The sequence below is a fragment of the Empedobacter falsenii genome (assembly GCF_013488205.1).
GTDB lineage: Bacteria > Bacteroidota > Bacteroidia > Flavobacteriales > Weeksellaceae > Empedobacter > Empedobacter falsenii_C.
In genome coordinates, this window is the sequence record NZ_CP040908.1 from 3196651 (window position 1) to 3216877 (window position 20227).

Genomic DNA, 20227 nt, shown 5'->3' on the forward strand with positions numbered 1-20227 from the left:
CCGAACTTTCATACTTATAAATATTCTTTAATTTTTTCTTTTTAACAACTACATATTCAAGCCATAAAAAAGAAAAAAAGCTGGTAAAGCAAAAGCTAAATACTCGGGATGATTCATTTTTAAGCACTTAAAAATTGTTGATATGTTGATTAAAAAGTAATGGCTGTTCCATCATCGGCACATGACCACAATCATCGCTATAAGCTAATTTTGCATTAGGTAAATGTGCAAAAAACTCTTCAGCAACATTTGGCGGTGTCACAATATCTTGTTTTCCCCAAACCAATAAAACTGGCTGATCTATTTTATGTAAAAGATGTTTCAAATTTTGTCGCTTTGCATCTCGCGCAATTTAAATTATAGTCAAAGCTTGTGTAGGCGTATTAGCGGCCGAAAAAACATCATCAACCAACTCTTTTGTTACAACATTTTTTGTTTCAAAAACTTCTTCTACCTTATTTTTGATATACTCGTAATCTCGCACACGCACAAAAGAAGCCTGCAAATTGCTTTCATACAAACCTGAACTTCCAGCTAAAATCAATTTATCAACCAAATTTGGATGTGCCAACGCATACAGCAATACAACATGACCGCCCAAAGAATTTCCAATTAATATTGGATTTTCAATTTTATTAGATTGAATATAATTTTCTAGAAATTGAACTAAATTTTGAAGTGAATTTCTTTTGAAATGTGTAGAAAATAAAGGAAATGTTGGCGTATAAACATTATAATTTATTTCAATATTCTTGATAACATTTCCCCAATTACTAAGGCTTCCAAATAAGCCATGAAGTAAAATAACATCTTTATTTTTCGAATATTTCATATCGCATTTATTCTTGGTTATCGAACAAATGTAAATAAAATATTTTTTAAACTCTATTATTTAGATAGACTTTATAAGTGATATATAATTCCAGACGAATGGTCTTTGCTCGCTCCTGTTACAGATGCCAAACAATTTATTTCGTTATAAACACGACGATAACCAAGGAATGCAAATATTAAGGCTTCTTTAAAATCGATTAAATTATCAGTTGGAATAATGATTTCAACAGTTGATAATTCTCCTAAACGATTGATAAAAAATGTATTTCGAACTCCTCCTCCAGTTATCAACACGTTGTTGATATCATATAAAGCAAAGGTATTTTTAATTTGAATTACGAAATGCTCCACACAACTTCTCAGCTTATCTTCGATAGAAATATCGTACTTATCAACAATTGTTAAAAACTCATTCATAACCCATTCAAAACCTAATGATTTTGGGAAAGGTTGATGATAAAAATTCAAAAGATTCAATTCTTCAACTAATGCGATATTAATATGTCCTTGTTCTGCTCGTTCTCCATTTTTATCAAAATCAAAACCGAGTTGTTTTGCATAATGATTCAAGACAATATTAATTGGGCAGATATCAAATGCAATTCGTTTTCCATTTCTATTCATCGAAATGTTAGAAAAACCTCCAAGGTTTAAACATGCATCATAGTTAGAAAATAATAATTCGTCCCCAATCGGAACCAAAGGCGCTCCTTGTCCTCCTAAAATAACGTCTTGTGTTCTGAAATCGCACACCACTTTTTGTTGACAACGCGACGCAATTGCTAAACCATTTCCTATTTGCAAAGTGAATGATTTCTGCGGTTGATGAAAAATAGTTTGCCCGTGAGATGCAACAAAATCTACTTTTCTAATCTTATTTTTATGAATAAATTCTTTTACTTGTTCTCCAAGAAAATAACCAAACTCTACATCCAATTGACATAAATCCATAGCCGAATATTGAAAAGCTTCTGTTAGTTTTGTTCGCCAATCGGATGAATAATCTATAGTTTCAGCATGTAAAATTTCGAAAAGTTGGTTATCATCAAATCGGACATAGCAAATATCCAAACCATCTAACGAAGTTCCAGACATCAAACCAATGCAAAAAGTAGGGTTTTTCATGCTGTAAATTTAATGAGAGAAATTGATAGTTTATTGGTTTAGAAATTAGAAATTTTAAAAAACTAAGAAACTATCTTTCATTTTTTCCTTGATGAAAATAGTAAATTTTCTATTCTTATTTGGATGCGATACTGAAACAAGTTCAGCAAGACAAGATGATTATGGTTAAAGAATACAGAAATTTAGAAAATTTAACCTATATCATAAACTCAAAACTTAGTACTTATTACTCATAACTCAAGATGCGTTAGGGATAGTAGTGGAAATCCTTTGCGTGGAACGAAGCGATAGCGGAGTTGCAAAGCAAAGATTGCAACGGATAGCCCGCCCGAAGGGAACGCCCAAATCAGAAAACAAATTGTTTTGCTAATTCTTAGGTTATTGCGAATATATCAGTTAGAAATTCTGATGATAAAAGCTTATATTTGAAACACAATTAATACAAACAAAACATGGCACAAGATGTAATCTTCGATTTAATTGAAGAAGAAAAAGAAAGACAACTGAATGGAATTGAATTAATCGCGTCAGAAAACTTTGTTTCGGACAACGTAATGCGCGCGATGGGTTCTGTTTTAACAAATAAATATGCAGAAGGTTATCCTGGAAAGCGCTACTACGGTGGTTGCGAAGTTGTAGACGAAGTAGAAACTATTGCAATTGATCGTTTGAAAGCGTTGTTTAATGCAGAATATGCAAACGTGCAACCTCACTCAGGTTCTCAGGCGAATGCGGCTGTTTACTTAGCGTGTTTGAAACCCGGAGACAAGATCTTAGGATTCGATTTATCGCACGGAGGTCACTTAACTCACGGTTCTCCTGTTAATTTTTCTGGGTTAACTTACCAAACTTCTTTCTATGGAGTAGATAAAGAGACAGGGAGAATTGACTACGAAGCTATGGCAGAAACTGCTCGTAAAGAGAAGCCTCAAATGATAATTTGTGGTGCTTCGGCTTACTCAAGAGATATAGATTATGCTAAATTTCGTGAGGTAGCTGATGAAGTTGGCGCTTTGTTATTGGCTGATATCTCACATCCTGCTGGGTTAATTGCCCGCGGAATCTTAAATGATCCTATGCCTCATTGTCATATCGTAACGACGACAACTCATAAGACTTTACGTGGTCCTCGTGGTGGAGTTATTATGATGGGGAAAGATTTTGAGAACCCTTGGGGAGCAAAAACTCCTAAAGGTGAAGTGAAAATGATGTCTCAAATCTTGAACGGAGCAGTGTTCCCTGGTACACAAGGTGGACCTTTGGAGCATGTAATTGCATCTAAAGCGGTTGCTTTTGAAGAGGCTTTATCTGACGGTTATATGGACTATATTGTACAAGTTGTGAAGAATGCAAAAGCATTGGCTGCGGCATTAGTTGCAAAAGGATACGACATTGTTTCTGGAGGTACAGATAATCACTGTATGTTAATCGATTTACGTAACAAAGGTATTTCTGGTAAACAAGCAGAAAACGCTTTAGTTTTAGCAGAAATCACTTGTAATAAAAACATGGTTCCTTTCGATGATAAATCTCCTTTCGTTACATCGGGGATTCGTTTGGGTACGGCAGCTGTAACAACTCGTGGGTTGGTTGAAGCAGATATGCAAACTGTTGCTGACTTGATTGACGAGGTATTAATGAACATTGATAACGAAGAAATCATTGATGGAGTTGCAGATCGTGTAAACGAGTTTATGTCTTCTCGCCCATTATTTCAAATGAAATAAATAGAAACATAGTTTCGATTATAACAATAGAAAAGTCCTGAGCATTGCTTAGGACTTTTTGTTTGATGTAAAACGTCGGGACGTTTTGATGAAAACCTCCTTAGCTTTTAGATAAAATCACTTGACGTTTTTATTGAAATGTCTTGAGGAAATAATTTATTCCTTTTTAATTTACAACAAGATTAAACTAATAGGAATTCTAATTAGATAAGTAATTATCTAAATTGTTATACTGAGTGAAGCGATAGAGAAGCTGAAATATCTGTAATCAATATTTATTGAATGACTATTAAACAATAATAGTTTTAATTATTTTATTTTGAATGATAAATATAATTGTTGGAATTTATTAAAAGTTTTATGACTTGTTTATAATCTAAAATAAACATCATAAAAAAAGCAACTTCGAGATGAAGTTGCTTTTCTATTTAAAATAAGATAAGTCTTTGTTTTTACGCATTCAATGCTTCTGCACCACCAACGATTTCTAAGATCTCGTTTGTAATAGCAGCTTGACGAGCTTTGTTGTATTGAATTTTCAATCCTTTTTGTAACTCGCTTGCGTTGTCTGTTGCTTTATGCATTGCAGTCATACGCGCACCGTGCTCAGAAGCGTTAGCATCTAATACGGCTTTGAATAATTGCGTTTTCAACGTTTGAGGGATTAAGTCTCTTAAAATTTCTTCTTTCGAAGGGTTGAAGATATAATCTAACTCTGCTGAATTGTTTGCTTCTTCTTCAGTTTTCTCTAAAACGACTGGTAAAAATTGTTCGTCTTGTACAATTTGAACAGCTGCATTTTGAAATTGATTGTAGATAATTCTGATTTGATCAAAGTCACCTGCAGTAAATTTCTCTACTAAATCGTCTGCAATTTCAGCTACATCTGCAAAATTTAAATTATCCCAAATGCTTGATGCATTTTTATAGATAGTTTGTGTTTTACTAAAAGTATCATTAGCTTTTTTACCAATTGCTAAAATTTCTACGTGCTTACCAACTAATTCGTTAGCTAATAACGCATTTACTTTTTTGATGATGCTTGAGTTGTATCCTCCACATAAACCTCTATTTGAGTTAATAACGACTAAAAGTACTTTATTAACTTCGCGCTCTTCTGTTAATGCACCTCCTACTTCAGCTTCTAAAGTAGAACTTACATTTTGTAAAAGTTCACGTAATTTATCTGCATAAGGACGTAACTGTACGATAGAATCTGTAGCACGTTTTAGTTTTGCAGCAGAAACTAATTTCATAGCACTTGTAATCTGCATTGTAGAACCTACAGAAGTAATACGGTTACGTATATCTTTTAAATTTGGCATAATTCTATTTGAGATGAAGGATTAAAAGGAACTTAGAGATTCGAAAACCTCTAAGTTTCATTTATATTTTATTAGTATTTAGAAGTAGTTTCTGTGATAACTTTCTTCAATACATCCATAATTTCATCAGTCCATTTACCTAAACGGATAGATGTTAAAGTGTCTGCATATTTGTTGCGCATTAACTCAACAAAATCAGCTTGCCACTCTTTCACTTGGTTAACTGGAACATTTTTCAACATACCGTTAGTACCCGCATAAATAACTGCTACTTGTTCTTCTACTGGAATTGGAGCGTTAACACCTTGTTTTAATAACTCAACGTTACGTTCACCTTTACCAATTACGTTCATTGTAGCTGCATCTAAATCAGAACCAAATTTCGCGAAAGCTTCTAACTCACGGTATTGTGCTTGGTCTAATTTTAATGTACCAGATACTTTTTTCATTGGTTTTGTTTGTGCAGAACCACCAACACGAGATACAGAGATACCTACGTTGATCGCTGGACGAACACCTGAGTTGAATAAATCAGACTCTAAGAAGATTTGTCCATCTGTAATCGAAATTACGTTTGTTGGGATATATGCAGAAACGTCACCAGCTTGAGTTTCGATAATTGGTAAAGCAGTTAAAGAACCTCCACCTTTTACGATACCTTTCATAGATTCTGGTAAATCATTCATTTGAGATGCAATTGCATCATCTTTGATTACTTTTGCAGCACGCTCTAATAAACGAGAGTGTAAGTAGAAAACGTCTCCAGGATATGCTTCACGTCCTGGTGGGCGACGTAATAATAAAGACACCTCACGGTATGCAACGGCTTGTTTAGATAAATCATCATAAACAATTAACGCTGGACGACCGGAGTCACGGAAATACTCTCCGATTGCAGCACCTGCCATTGGAGCATATACTTGCATTGGAGCTGGATCAGATGCATTAGCAGCAACTACTACTGTATATTTATCTGCACCGTGGTCTTGTAATGTTTTCATGATTCCTGCTACTGTAGAACCTTTTTGTCCTACTGCAACATAGATACAGAAAACTGTTTCACCTCTATCGTAAAATTCTTTTTGATTTAAGATTGCATCTAAAGCAACAGAAGTTTTACCTGTTTGACGGTCACCAATGATTAACTCACGTTGTCCACGTCCAATTGGAATCATCGAGTCAATAGAAACGATACCTGTTTGTAATGGTTCGTTTACTGGTTGACGATAGATAACCCCAGGAGCTTTACGCTCGATAGGCATTTCATATAATTGTCCTTCGATTGGTCCTTTACCATCGATAGGATTTCCTAACATATCTACAACACGTCCTAACATTCCTTCACCTACGTTAATAGATGCAATTTTGTTTGTACGTTTTACAGTGTCACCTTCTTTAATACCTTTTGAAGGTCCGAAAAGTACAATACCTACGTTGTCTTCTTCAAGGTTTTGTACCATTCCTTCTAACCCGTTTGAGAATTCTACTAATTCTCCGTATTGAGCATTGTCTAACCCGTAAACACGAGCAATACCATCCCCAACAGTTAGAACGGTTCCTACTTCTGCTAATTCAACTGATGAATCAAAGCTTGTAAGTTGTTGTTTTAATATAGCTGAAACTTCAGCTGGATTTATTTCTGGCATTTCTGAAATATTTAAAATTTAGGAATGTATTCGTTTTTTAAAAAATCTTTTTTTAATGTAGCTAACTTAGTTTTGATTGACGAATCAACTTGATTGTTTCCTATTTTTAAAACGAAACCTCCAATTAAAGATGCATCAATTTTGTTCTCTACTTTTACTAGACTATTTGCAGCTAAAGTTTGTTTCGCTTTTGCTACAATATTATCAATTGTATTTTGATCTAATTGCACTGCCGAAGTAATTTCTGCTGTTACAATATTATTTGCTAAATCGTATAATGAAATAAACTGATCTGCAATTTTAGACAAAATATTCTCTCTACCATGTCTTACGACTAACGAAATGAATGTTTGAGAAGTTTTTGATAAAGATTTGAAAATCTCACTCAAAACAGCTTCTTTTTTCTTTGCATCAATCACTGGAGAATTTAAGAAAACTCTTAAATCATCATTCTCTTTAATGACTTTGCGAACATCATTCATTTCAGCATACACTACGTCTGTTTGGTTTGCTTCATTCGCAAACTCCATCAAACCTTTAGCATATCTATGTGCTGCTCTGAATCCTGCCATGATTAATTGAATTTAACTTGATCAATAACATCATTCACTAAAGCTTCTTGTGCAGATTTGTCTGACAATTCTTTAGTTAAGATTTTTTCAGCAATTTCAATTGACAACTGTCCAACTTGATTTTTGATATCAGCCATAGCTGATGCCTTTTCATTTTGGATAGCTGACTTAGCGTTTTCAATTAATTTGTTTGCTTCTACAGTTGCAGAATTTTTCGCCTCGTTGATGATATTTTCTTTCATTTCACGCGCTTCTTTCAAGATAGCATCACGTTCAGCACGAGCTTCTTTCATGATTTTCTCGTTTTGAGCGTTTAATAAAGCCATCTCTTCTTTCGCTTTTTTAGCTGCGTTTAATGCATCCTCGATAGATTGTTCTCTTTCTTTAACTGCAGATAAAATTGGTTTCCAAGCTAATGATCTTAACAATACTAATAAGATGATAAATACGACCGCAGTCCAAAAAATAAGACCAACTGAAGGTGTAATTAAATCCATTGTGTGTATGTATTAAATTTTATTTTTTACTAATTAATTTTTTAATGAATTAGCTTCAACAACCAACCGTTATTGAAGCTAATTTTTAATTCAAATATTATCCGTTACCTAATAACGCAACTACGATACCGAATAAACCTGCACCCTCGATTAAGGCTGCTGCGATAATCATAGCTGTTTGAATTTTTGAAGCCGCTTCTGGTTGTCTAGCGATTCCTTCCATAGCTGATCCACCGATTTTACCGATACCTAAACCAACTCCTAAAACTGCTAAACCAGCTCCGATTGCTGCAATACTTCCTGTCATGATAATTGTATTTAATTATTAAAAAATTATTTTATTGTTTTTTATATTCTATTCTTAATGATGATCGTGTTCTGCTACTGCTGTTCCGATGAATAACGAAACTAACATTGTGAATACGAACGCTTGTAATGCCGCTACTAATAACTCTAAACAGTAGATAAATAACGCTAATGGAATAGATCCACCTGCCATAGCTTCTGTTTGGAAAATAAAGATTAACGAAATTAACGACATAATGATGATGTGACCTGCTGTAATGTTCGCAAATAAACGAATCATTAAGGCGAAAGGTTTTGTAATAATCCCGATTAACTCAATTGGAGCTAAGATTAATTTTACTGGAACTGGTACACCTGGCATCCATAACATATGTCCCCAGTAACCTTTGTTTCCAGAGAAATTAATTACGATTAATGCGATTAATGCTAATACAAATGTAACTGCGATATTACCTGTAACGTTTGCTGCACCTGGTAACAATCCTAATAAATTGTTGATCCAAATGAAGAAAAATAACGTTAATAAATAAGGCATAAATTTTGCATATTTTTTCTCACCAATATTTGGAATTGCTACTTCATCACGAACAAAAATAATAATTGGTTCGATAAATCCTGCAATACCTTTTGGTACCATATTTCCTTTTTTGTAGTTAGATGCAACTGCAGAGAAAACTAAGATTAAAATCACGAAAGAGATTAACATTGATGTTACGTTTTTCGTAATAGAAAAATCTAATGGTTTTTCATTTTCTAAATGAATAGCTCCTTTTTCGTCTACGTGAGGTTTGATTGTACCTTGCGCATCTGTTTTGTAGATTTTTTCGTGGAAGTTGATGTAGTAGTTTCCGTTACTCTCAACAATCGCTTCGTTGTGGTGAAATTTAGAAGACATAAAAACCTGTAAACCATTATCCCATAAAATAACAGGTAATGCAACTCCTACACTTTTTTCTCCTTCTCCCCATAAATGCCAATCGTGCGCATCTGCAATATGGTGCATGATACCTGGCACTGGGTTAAATGTAGATTCGCCAGATTTCACTTTAGCAGCTTCCTCTTGACTTTTTACTTGCTCACTTTTAATTAACTCCTCAAACGTTTTTGGAAGACTTTCGTGCGGAACCGCTGTAGAGGCGAATCCGAAATTGAAAAGTAATAAAAACGCTAATAACGCTGAAAATTTCATGTATAATTCCTTTGTTTCTAAATTGCGTGCAAAATTATAGTAAATTAACCACTTACCAAAGTCAAATGCTAAAAATCATTAAACTTTTTTTAACTTTAAATTAATTAAGCGAATAAACACTAAAACTTCGGCTAGCAAAATTACAAAATAACTTATAATTAATTGCACAACATTTGATTTAATTTGTTCATTCACAACAATCAATGCTAATACAATTGCCATCTTCGCAATCATCCCTCCCATAAAGGCAAAACCAACATATTCTGGAAATTTTATCTTCACAAAACATCCAACTTGCAAAATCATTAACGTAATTAAACCAATTATTAAATACATTTTTGGAACAATTAGCGGATTTTCGCTAAAATTATAATGCGCAACAATTGCGTAATGAATACCACAAAAAATTGCAACCATTGCAATAAAAGAAAGTGCTAAAAGAATAAATTTCTTAATCATTAAAATTATTTTTTTGGTAATTGCTTCAACATCAAATATAATCCTGCAAAAACTCCCAGCAAAGATAAGCCAGCCGTCCATAATGGCTTGTCTGTTTCCATTTTTTTATCCAAAAAAGTTCCTAACCAAGCAAATAACGCAATCGTTACCGCCATCTGTATTCCCATCGCAGAAAACTTTAAATATTGATTTACACCTTCGGACTTTCGTTCTTCTTTCATAAGTTTTATGTAATTTTGCAAAAAATTATTTCGTGGTAAAGATAGGAAACATAGAATTACCAGACTTCCCTTTATTGCTTGCACCAATGGAAGATGTGAGTGATCCGCCATTTCGTCGCCTATGCAAAATGCATGGTGCAGACTTGATGTATACAGAGTTTATTTCTTCTGAAGGATTGATTCGTGATGCAATAAAAAGTCGTCAAAAATTAGATATTTTTGATTACGAACGTCCAATTGGTATTCAGATTTTTGGTGGAGATGAAGAGGCAATGGCGATGTCAGCTAAAATTGTTGAAACTGTTCAACCAGATATTGTTGATATTAACTTTGGATGTCCCGTAAAAAAAGTGGTTTGTAAAGGTGCAGGAGCTGGTGTTTTAAAAGATATAGATTTGATGGTACGTTTAACAAAGTCTGTTGTTGAAAGTACGCATTTACCAGTTACTGTAAAAACGCGTTTGGGTTGGGATTCTGACTCGATTAACATTTATGAAGTTGCCGAACGTTTGCAAGAAACAGGTATCAAAGCATTGTCAATTCATGGACGTACGCGTACGCAGATGTATAAAGGACAAGCAAATTGGGAACCGATTGCAAAAGTAAAAGCGAACCCAAATATTGAGATTCCAATTTTTGGAAATGGAGATATTGATTCTCCACAAAAAGCGATCGAATACAAAGAAAAATACGGTGTAGATGGTGTAATGATTGGTCGTGCGGCGATTGGTTATCCTTGGATTTTCGAGCAAATTAAACATTATCGAGAAACAGGTGAATTGTTACCAGAACCAACAATTGTAGAACGAATGGAAGCGGCTAAAAATCACTTAAATTGGGCGATTGATTGGAAAGGAGAACGAACTGGAATTTTGGAAACGCGTATGCATTATACCAATTATTTCAAAGGAATTCCGAATTTCAAACCTTATCGTACAAAATTAGTCATACAAGATAATCTTGTTGATTTGATGCAAACTTTCGAAGAAATCGAAAAAGAATTTATTCCAACATTAGAAGAAATTTAATCGTTAGAAATAATTCATTAATATAAAAAAATCCACCAAAAAAACTTGGTGGATTTTTCATTTAAACTTGAGACTATAATTAATTACAATTATCTACAAGCAACACTTCTTCTGGATTCAGCGTATCATATTTCATCAATACAACTTCGTCCACATCTGCTCTAGATCGTAAAGTAACTTCATAAACTTCATCATTTACAGGATATTGTATCGTTGCTTTCGGGCGTTTAAATGTTCCGCTAGTTTCCACAACAACACCTTCTACGCATTTCCCTGTTTTAGCCAATTGATCTTCTAATTGACTTTTCGAATATTGACTAAATCCGAATGCTGCAAGACCTAAAATTGCGATGACGATATAAAAATATTTTTTCATAGAATTAAAATTTAATGTTTCGTATTAGTTTTGTTTGAAACAAATTTAGATTCAATTCTATCGTTATAAAATCCCTATTATTAGCTAATTTTTAGTTTCGTGTTTGGTTTTCAGTGCATAAAGTGCAAAAGTTCCCAACCAATGACTTCCCATATAATCATCGTTCGAAATATTATTGAACGAGTAATTGAAATGATGATTTGCCCAATCATTCAAATAATTTAACTCTGGTAATTTTGCAGAAATTTGATACAAAGCCGTTGCACGACTAAAATTTAAACCATCCAAATGTACCAATTGCCCATCCGTACGATCTGAAACAATTCCAGGTTTTAGCTCATGTTTTTTGTCAAACAATTGTGGTAAAAATGATTTCAACCATTTTTTATATTCATCATGCGGATGAATTTTAGACATCAACAAAGCTTCTTCCAAACAAGCCGAAAGAAAATCTGATCCACTTGGTTCGAAAGCAATATTGCAACTTTTATCTTTTAAATAAAGACGATTTGCATTATCAGTAATCACTTTTTCGAATGTTTTATCATTCACAGAACGTGCATAATCTATCGCTAAACTCAAACCAAAAGCCGTATTATCATGCGTTCCTGTACGAATTGGATAAACTAATTTCGGCAGATATTCTTTGTATCTAACAATAATCAAATCACTCAAAGGTTTCAGATTTTTTGCCCAAATTTGCGCATCTTTATCTTGCCAATTATTCAATTCCATTTGCAATTGTAACAACCAAGCCCAACCATAAGTACGCTCGAAACTCTTGTTGTTTTTATCATTGAAAAAAGCCATTTCGACCGCAACATTTTCTGCTGTAATCAATTGATTTAACTCATTTCTAACCTGATTATTTTGATCCAATTCAGGAAAATCTTTCATCAATTTCACAATCGACCAAAATCCATGAACAGACGAATGCCAATCAAAACAACCATAAAAAATTGGACGCAATTGCTTTGGCGTTTTCAAATCCTGATCACTTCCCAAAACATTTCCTAGTTTATTCGGATACTCAACTTTGATACAATGTGTTGGTAATTCAAATATTTTTTTGGCTTGATCTAATTGTAATTCTTGCGCAAATGCAGTTGTCGTCAATAAAGTTGTTAAATAGAGTAATTTTTTCATCAAAATGTTTTTACCAAATTACTAATTTTTATTCGAGTCCAAGAATTTTTTCAATTCTTCTTTTGCTTGTAAACTTTCAGGAAAATTTTTCACATTTTGCTCAAAAAACTGTTTTGCTAAATCATTTTTCTTTTGTTTTACCAGATAATTTGCAACATTGTTGATATACGTTTCTGTTGGTTGAAAAGAATAATTCAACTTTCTAGAAATCGCTTCAAAAGAATCTTTCACCAAATTTGGTTGATTCGGAATCTCTTTAATATTCACACGATAACCATCAAACTGCCAACGCAAATAATCAATCGAGCCAATCATCGGAACCGAACCATGTTCTTCGTCTACATATTGTTTGTAATGATAATTCAACGATTTATTCTTCGAAGATTTCAAACGTTCGTCCACCTTTTTTATACTTTGATAATGGTCGCGTAAATGATCCGCATTTTGACTTTCACCAACTTGTGATATCATCAAAAATCGATTCTCGAAAGAATGATTTTCTAAATTCTGATAAAGATTCAATAATTCTTTGTTGTTAAACCAAATACTTGGATCATGCGCAACATATCCATTGAAAGTTTTGGGATGATTGTATAAAGTTTTCAACGCAAAATAACCACCCAAAGAATGTCCTATTAACAAACGAAAATCATTCACACGATAATTTTTCTGCATAAAAGGAAACAATTCGGTTTGAATAAAATTGAGGAAATTAACATCATTTACATGTGTAAAATCTTTTGTTCGATCACCATTTTTATTCGTAATTCCGACAATGATCGATTCGGGCATTTCTGGATAAAACCCAGATTGAAATTTAGAAACCACTCCAGTTAAAAACATAAAATTAGATTCGGCATCTAACACATAGATCACAGGATAATTTACTTTTTCAAGTTTAGAATTATTATATGATTCGGGAAGATTCACCCAAATTTCTCGTTCAGTATTTAAGATTTTAGAATTTATTTTTTGGATTTCAGCAATTGATAATTTTTCTTGCGAAAAACCGATTTGCGAGAAAATCAAACAAAATAAAAGTAGGAATTTTTTCATGTATAAAATTTCCCTAAAAATAGTTATTTAGAATTATTCTACACAAATGATTTTAGACAGAAAAAACGACCTCATCAAGAAGTCGTTTTTTATATAATTTGTATTTTTTAACTAAAAATATTCCATTTCAAACCAAGTTGAAATTTGAAATCTCGGTATGGAACATTTGGCGCTGCAAAATAATCAGGTTGTTTTGTAAACGACGCATTGATATGCTCGCCACGAATGTAAAAACGCATATTACGAACCTTGAAATTGATAAAAACATCCAAAATAGGATAACCACCAATCTCTTGTATACTTGCTGGATCTTGCAACGCAAATTCGTTCAGAATCGGGATGTAACGCAAACCATTGTATTTCGTAAAATATGTTGCATTAATACCCGCTTGTAATTGAGCATTCTTGTTGAATAACTCTCCTTGCCAATACAATGTTTCACGAATCAAGAAATCTGGCAAAGGCATATATTCTTCGTTTTTCGTTACTTTTTGATATTGCGCTGTCGAAACTAAATTAATCTTTCCGAAACGTAAATGATTTTCACCTTTTATCTTGAAATAATTGATATTATCCGCCAATTGCTCATAATTCAAAATATCATTCAAATACACTTTATTGTCAATATTATAAATTGAAGCTTCTAAAGTCGTGTTGACTTTATCTAACTTTAATTTTGCAAATAAATTTTGAACATTTTCAGTTTGAAACTTATTAACGTAATTAAAATTATTAAAGAAACTTTGATTATAAACCGCATTCAACGAAGGAAGTTTTGACTGAATAACCGCTCCTGCACTCAATGTATAACCTTCTATCGGCGTCACATCTAAAACTGCATCTACATTATAAACACTTTTGTAATTATCAGATTGCAAATATTCAACATTTCCGTAAAGTTTCAATTTTTCATTCCAATCAAAATCCACTTTTCCAACAACTCCAAAAAGATTTTCCTCTATTTGCTTTGGAACTGCAACAATCGTCATGGCTTGATCAGCAAAAACGCGTAAATTTTGGAATTTAACACCAGCCTCTATCTTCACACGATCTGTCCACTGAAAACCAGCAGTTGTCGTATTGGATAAATCTGTAAAACTCTTTTTACTTCTATAATCCATTCCAGTAATAATCGGTGTAGAATATAAAGTTCCATTTGGTGACGTATCCTCGTAGCGATACTTTTGTTTTTCGTACGAGAATTTATTCTTCAATTCGATTGGATTATAAAAAGTCGAATCTTTTTCATTCATCTTTTTTAAGATTCCGTATGAAGCATTCAATTCAATTCGACGTGCATCAAACTCAGATTTTGCTGTTTGAGAATTCACTGGAATGTTACGAACATTTGTCATTCTGCGCTCATCTTGCAAAATAAAATCATTGATATCTTCTATTCCTCCGTTCTCATTATTTTTCAGATTTTGTGCTGCATAATTCCACCACAATTTGAAACGCTCTGATTTTGTTTTATAATTTGATGAAAAAACAAAGGTATTATTCTGCGCTTTTTCATGACGATAACGACCTTCGGAAATTAATCCACGATAATGAAACGTATAATTGAATTGCTTGTTGATATTATGCGAAAATGTCGAAGACAAAAAGTTACCTTCTTTAACACCATTCTCGTAAATAAACTCAGTATATGGCGTTTTGACATCATAATATTTGATATCATTTGCGTAATAATAGTTGTATTTTTTACCAGTTGGTAACATCGACGGATTGAATGGTGTATTTTGATACTCCAAATCCACCACTACACCACCAACATTCGGGAAAAATAATTTTCCGAACGCATCTTTGCGTATAAAATTTTGATTATAATAGTTTTTGATACTTAATGTCGTATCTAATACTTCTGGTTTTCTACCATTTGTCCAAAACTTATAATCGTCGATTTTGGTTTTATAATATGTAACCGAATCATTTGTTGATGATCCTTTTAATGGTTTTAAAACTTTTATCGAATCCTCTTGAGCCTGCGCTACAATAGCTCCTAATAAAAATAAACCAATGATTGTTTTTTTCATCCTGTTGAATAAATCCTTACAAAAGTAATCTAAAATTGAGAGATACAAAAAAACCCACTTATTTCTAAGTGGGCAAATGTTATAAAAATGTTTAATTCGTTAGTTTATTTCCATAAAGGATGTTGAGACATATTTGGATTTCTTGTTCTCTCATCCAATGCTACAGGTAATACCCATAACTTGTTAGACGGTTCTAAAGTACAATTTAAACAATTTGTTTTACGATTAAATCCTAATTTATTTCTTTTTAGATCAAAGAAACGATGACCTTCACCAATAAATTCTTTTTGTTTATCCAATAAAATAGCTGTTAAGGCATCTCCTGAATATGCTGAAGCACCACGTTCTGCAGCATGTTCATTTAATAAAGTTAAAGCAGCTATTGACTCCCCTTTCTTAGCTAAAGCTTCCATAACTATATATTTTGCTTCTGTATATCTGAATACTTTTACATTCATCATATAGTTTCCTTCAGATGAGTTTCTTGGCCATTTTCTTAGCCAAACTCCTTTGTTAGGTTCGTCCGACGCAGGAGTTCCAGCTGTATTAAACAACGTCTTTCTTACATCTCCATCATCATATAAATCAAAAACCCATTTCCTCGCAAGTAAACTTCTCTGATTCCCTGAATTTGAATAAAAAGAACCTAAATGAGTATTAACACCTAAATTATATTGATTTGTTTGCTCTACCTCAAATATTGTTTCTGGTTGTTGTTCAGATACTGCGATATCAGGTGTAGAAAAATATGCTAATAGCTTATTTCCAGCAATAGGAGCTTGAACAGCTAATACTTCATTTGCTAAAGCTATAGCTTTGTCATAATCTCCCGAAGCTCCTCTTGTTAAATAAACCTTAGATAAAAGAAACTTTCCAACTATAGGAGAAAAGAATGTCTTTTTACCTTGTCTATAATTAGGATCCATTTCATTGATTCCTTCTGTAAAATCTTTAATAATTTGATCATACACCTGACCAACTGATGATCTTGGAGAAGCCAAATTTGGATCAAAAGGGCCTATATTTAATGGAACTCCATAGGCTTCATATTGTGTATCAGAAGAAGAATAATATTGTAAAAGTGTAAAATATGATGCTGCTCTTAATAATTTAGCCTCTCCTTTTAAACTTTTTACTCTATCCGTTTTTGGTAAATTTTCTTCATTTATAACAATATTTGCCATAATGATTGCATCATAAGCTTCATTCCAAATACCAAAACCTGTGTCAGGAAACCAATTTAATCCTTGTTGAGTTAAAAAATATCCATTATTGGTATTACTTACAAAAACATTATCAGATACAATATCGTTAAAGACTAATACACCACTACCATACATACTACCTCCTCCATAATATTTATATATAGAATTAGTTGTATATTCTAGTTTATTCTCACTTTCTATATTACCATTAAAAACATCCCCTATAACAGGTTCTAATTCTAAATCATCTTTATCACAACTTTGTAGAAAAAGAAAACCGAAAGAAAGCATTGCTATTTTTAATATATTTTTATTTTTCATTTTTTTTCATTTAAATGATTAGAAATCTAATACTATACCTAAAGAAATACTTTTAAATATAGGTGCTGTATTATCATACAATCCTTTACCTCTCCAACCGGCAGCAGCATTTGAGTTTGATTCTGGATCAAATGTCAAATCTTTATCAAATACATAAGTCCATAGGTTAACACCTTTCACATAAACTGTTAAGTTATCTAATCCTGTCTGTTGTTTAAATTTATCACCAAAAGAATAAGCTAACTTAGCTTCTTTAAGTCTTATGTGATCACCATCAAACATCCATCGAGAAGAAGGAGCTTCCGTTCCGTTTGCTTGATTTGCGACCTGTTTAGGATTAGATGCATTTCTATTGTCTTCTGTCCAGCTATTATATAATGCGTCTGATATTTGAGTTGTACTCATACTAGAACCATCTGATAATGTATAGTTTTGCCAACGATTGTGTACTGCGTACTCAAATTGTCCTGTAAAGAATAAAGAAAGTGAAAGTCCTTTAAAAGAAAACTCATTTTTCAAACCTGCTAAATATTTAGGGAATGCTGATTTTCCCATAAATACCCTTTCTGCCTCTGTTCTTTTATATACAATTTCAGATTTTGTTCCGTCTTTCCACCATCCACCTCTACCAGTTTCAGGATCAACTCCAGCCCATAAAAATGTATAATACTCACCTACTTCATGTCCTTCTTTTAGTACACGCATACTGTTAGAAGTTCCATCTAACTCGTAGTAATCTGAGTCTTCAAATAACTTTTCTAATCTATTCTTATTATAAGAGAAGTTTCCATAAATATTCCATTTAAAATCTTTATTTATTGGATTTGCGTTAACCGTAAGTTCAACTCCTTTATTAGATATTTTACCAACATTTGTGAATCTTCCTGATGGCTCTGGATTAGAAGAAGGAATCAATCCAGCAGAATATATTGCTTCTACGGAATTTCTCTGATAAACATCAACTGTAAAGTTTAAAGCATTTTTCAAAATACCGAAATCTAGCCCAACATTCCATTGTTTTGATATTTCCCACTGTAAATCAGGATCTCCAACTGTTCCTATCTGGTTAGTTGGATCTGCTCCATATTGACCTACTGACATCACAGAATATGCATTATATTGAGGACCCCATGAATCTGCATACGGAATATTACCAATTTCACCATAATTAGCTCTTAAAGTAAAATTTGATAAAAAGCTATCTCTTAAAAAGCTTTCTTTTGTTGCATTCCAAGATCCTCCAACAGACCAAAATGTTCCAGATTTATCATTCAATCCCAAAGTAGAATTAGAATCTCTACGTAGTTGTCCTGACAATGTATATTTACCATCAAAAATATAATTTACCCTAGAAAAGTATGAAATCTGTTTCCACTGATAAACAAACTCCTCTGTTCCAACCGTTTCCTGATTTGCATAATTAAAATATGGGCGAGGCTCTGAGAATTGAGTTCCAGATGTATATAATTGATCATATTTATGCTCTTGATATTCCATCCCAACATAAACTTGCAAATCATGTTTGTCTGCAAATTTATTTCGATAAGACACAGAGTTTTGCCAGTTCCAGTCCCATGCAAAAGTTTTTGTTGCTTGCAATGCACCTTCATTTGCAAGACCATCACCTACAGAAGGATCCCACCACGCTCTCTCATTCAAAGTTTGATACTGAGTTCCAAACAATGAAAAGAAATAGAAATTTTTTGCAAATTGATATTCAGCATTTAAAGAAGCTAAATAAGTGGAGATATCTCCTGTTGTAAAATCTTTTTCTAAAATCCCCAACGGATTAAAATTTTCATTTCCAGGAATTGATTGATTTAAAGAACCGTCTGAGTTATATACAGGAGCTGTAGGAACAAGATTCCAACGTGCATTCCATGGATTTCTAAAAGATCCACCATCATAATATGTTACTCTATCAACATGTGTATAATTAACATTAAGTCCTAATGTTAATTTATCTTCTATCTTATGATCAATAGCAGCATTAATAGATATTCTATCAAAATTTGTATTTAAAATTAGCGGTTTATTATTGTAATAAGATCCACCTATTCTAAATGAAGTATTTTCACCTCCTCCTGCTGCTGCGAAATTATAAGTTCTGACAGTAGATTGACTTCTTGTTATAACATCTGTCCAGTCAGTATCTGTTACTCCGTCATAATTTAAAAAATTATTAGTAAAATAATTTTTGGCTTCAGCTAATGAAGAATAGTTACCTGTGTTAAAATTGGCAAGAGCTCCCCATTCTATATATTCACTAGCATTCATCCAACGTTGCTTATCGTAAGCAATATTCTGGATTGCCATATCAGTTGCAAAATTAAATCTAGTTTTCTGATTATAGCGACCTTTCTTTGTTGTAATTACAATTACTCCATTTGCTCCTCGAGCCCCATACAAAGCTGTAGCAGAAGCGTCTTTCAAAACAGATACCGATTCAATAGAATTTGGATCGATAGAAGCTAAAGGATTCCACGACTCCATTAAACCTGCATTATCTGATCCTTTACCTACAACAACTCCATCAATTACATACAATGGGTTTGGAGTCCCTACCAAGGAACCTACACCACGAATCGTAATAAGATTGGCAGACCCTGGATCTCCTGAATTTGTAGAAAACACTAATCCAGCTACACGGCCATTTAATACCTCATCAATAGAAGAAGTAGGAGCTAATTCAAAATCTTCTTTTTTAACAATATCATAGGCTCCAATCTTTTGAGCAGCATCCATTTTAATACCCCCTACTAGAGTTACCGTACCTAACTCAATATTCTCTGATGCTTTGGAAATAAATTTAATATCACCTAGGGTTGTAGAAGTAACTTTAACAATTTTTTCTTCTCCACTAGAATCAATAATTTTTAATGTATCACCAACTTTTGCATCTACATTGAAGTTTCCGTTTCCATCAGTAAAAACCGAAGTTCCTGTTCTTGTAACAATAACCTCAGCTTCTTCCATTGGAAAACCATTTGAGTCTTTTAAAACTCCTTTTACTTGGGCATAAGCTAAACCTCCCATCAAAAACATTGATAGAATACCCAAAGAAGTAAACCTTCTCCTCATATTATGTTAATTTTTAGTGCTAATTATAACAAATATGATAAATAAATACTTATAATGCAAATATTTTGTTAAATTTT

19 protein-coding genes are annotated in these 20227 nt (G+C 33.0%); 2 read left to right on the plus strand and 17 right to left on the minus strand.

Going from position 1 to position 20227, the window contains the following annotated elements:
- Positions 1-127: 127 nt before the first annotated feature.
- The 3 genes from FH779_RS14970 to FH779_RS14980 form a co-directional block, all read right to left on the minus strand.
- Entirely contained in the window at positions 128-325 is a 198-nt protein-coding gene (locus tag FH779_RS14970) for an alpha/beta fold hydrolase (RefSeq protein WP_180905265.1), read from the minus strand.
- Positions 326-352: 27 nt separating this feature from the next.
- Entirely contained in the window at positions 353-832 is a 480-nt protein-coding gene (locus FH779_RS14975) for an alpha/beta fold hydrolase (RefSeq protein WP_180905266.1), read from the minus strand.
- 71 nt (positions 833-903) lie between these two features.
- On the minus strand, positions 904-1959 hold the full coding sequence (locus FH779_RS14980) for an anhydro-N-acetylmuramic acid kinase (RefSeq protein WP_244957976.1): 1056 nt from the start codon (positions 1957-1959) through the stop codon (positions 904-906).
- A gap of 452 nt (positions 1960-2411) precedes the next feature.
- Here FH779_RS14980 and glyA point away from each other — a divergent pair, with 452 nt between their 5' ends.
- On the plus strand, positions 2412-3686 hold the full coding sequence (gene glyA, locus FH779_RS14985) for a serine hydroxymethyltransferase (RefSeq protein ID WP_135834919.1): 1275 nt from the start codon (positions 2412-2414) through the stop codon (positions 3684-3686).
- Positions 3687-4138: 452 nt separating this feature from the next.
- Here glyA and atpG read toward each other — a convergent pair whose 3' ends face one another.
- From atpG to FH779_RS15025, 8 genes are all read right to left on the minus strand, one after another.
- On the minus strand, positions 4139-5011 hold the full coding sequence (gene atpG / locus FH779_RS14990; RefSeq protein ID WP_180905267.1) for an ATP synthase F1 subunit gamma: 873 nt from the start codon (positions 5009-5011) through the stop codon (positions 4139-4141).
- A 71-nt stretch (positions 5012-5082) separates the two neighbouring features.
- Positions 5083-6657 carry a F0F1 ATP synthase subunit alpha gene (atpA, locus tag FH779_RS14995; protein ID WP_038335134.1) on the minus strand — a complete coding sequence of 525 codons (1575 nt, stop codon included), beginning with the start codon at positions 6655-6657 and terminating at the stop codon, positions 5083-5085.
- Positions 6658-6668: 11 nt separating this feature from the next.
- A complete protein-coding gene (gene atpH / locus FH779_RS15000) occupies positions 6669-7229 on the minus strand; it encodes an ATP synthase F1 subunit delta (protein ID WP_180905268.1) in 561 nt (186 codons plus the stop codon).
- Between the two features lie 2 nt (positions 7230-7231).
- Positions 7232-7726, minus strand: coding sequence for a F0F1 ATP synthase subunit B (locus FH779_RS15005; RefSeq protein ID WP_038335122.1), 495 nt, complete (start codon positions 7724-7726; stop codon positions 7232-7234).
- A gap of 97 nt (positions 7727-7823) precedes the next feature.
- Complete coding sequence (atpE, locus tag FH779_RS15010) at positions 7824-8033, minus strand: ATP synthase F0 subunit C (RefSeq protein ID WP_013598300.1); 210 nt, start codon at positions 8031-8033, stop codon at positions 7824-7826.
- Between the two features lie 54 nt (positions 8034-8087).
- On the minus strand, positions 8088-9221 hold the full coding sequence (atpB, locus tag FH779_RS15015; protein ID WP_180905269.1) for a F0F1 ATP synthase subunit A: 1134 nt from the start codon (positions 9219-9221) through the stop codon (positions 8088-8090).
- Between the two features lie 78 nt (positions 9222-9299).
- Positions 9300-9680, minus strand: coding sequence for a hypothetical protein (locus tag FH779_RS15020; RefSeq protein ID WP_180905270.1), 381 nt, complete (start codon positions 9678-9680; stop codon positions 9300-9302).
- Between the two features lie 5 nt (positions 9681-9685).
- Positions 9686-9901 (minus strand): AtpZ/AtpI family protein, encoded by a 216-nt coding sequence (locus FH779_RS15025; RefSeq protein WP_038335105.1) that lies wholly within the window; start codon positions 9899-9901, stop codon positions 9686-9688.
- A gap of 32 nt (positions 9902-9933) precedes the next feature.
- On the opposite strand from FH779_RS15025, the gene dusB reads away from it, so the two are divergent.
- Entirely contained in the window at positions 9934-10929 is a 996-nt protein-coding gene (gene dusB, locus FH779_RS15030) for a tRNA dihydrouridine synthase DusB (protein ID WP_180905271.1), read from the plus strand.
- 79 nt (positions 10930-11008) lie between these two features.
- Here dusB and FH779_RS15035 read toward each other — a convergent pair whose 3' ends face one another.
- The 6 genes from FH779_RS15035 to FH779_RS15060 form a co-directional block, all read right to left on the minus strand.
- Positions 11009-11305, minus strand: a complete 297-nt coding sequence (locus FH779_RS15035) for a hypothetical protein (protein ID WP_038335098.1) — start codon at positions 11303-11305, stop codon at positions 11009-11011.
- 84 nt (positions 11306-11389) lie between these two features.
- Positions 11390-12451 carry a DUF2891 domain-containing protein gene (locus FH779_RS15040; protein ID WP_180905272.1) on the minus strand — a complete coding sequence of 354 codons (1062 nt, stop codon included), beginning with the start codon at positions 12449-12451 and terminating at the stop codon, positions 11390-11392.
- A gap of 21 nt (positions 12452-12472) precedes the next feature.
- Entirely contained in the window at positions 12473-13507 is a 1035-nt protein-coding gene (locus FH779_RS15045) for an alpha/beta hydrolase (protein ID WP_180905273.1), read from the minus strand.
- A 107-nt stretch (positions 13508-13614) separates the two neighbouring features.
- Positions 13615-15543 (minus strand): putative porin, encoded by a 1929-nt coding sequence (locus tag FH779_RS15050; RefSeq protein WP_038335080.1) that lies wholly within the window; start codon positions 15541-15543, stop codon positions 13615-13617.
- A 104-nt stretch (positions 15544-15647) separates the two neighbouring features.
- Positions 15648-17069, minus strand: coding sequence for a RagB/SusD family nutrient uptake outer membrane protein (locus FH779_RS15055; RefSeq protein ID WP_038335072.1), 1422 nt, complete (start codon positions 17067-17069; stop codon positions 15648-15650).
- Positions 17070-17087: 18 nt separating this feature from the next.
- The gene (locus FH779_RS15060; protein WP_052217781.1) at positions 17088-20150 is read right to left on the minus strand and encodes a SusC/RagA family TonB-linked outer membrane protein; all 3063 of its coding nucleotides are present in this window, start codon (positions 20148-20150) and stop codon (positions 17088-17090) included.
- Between the last annotated feature and the right edge of the window lie 77 nt (positions 20151-20227).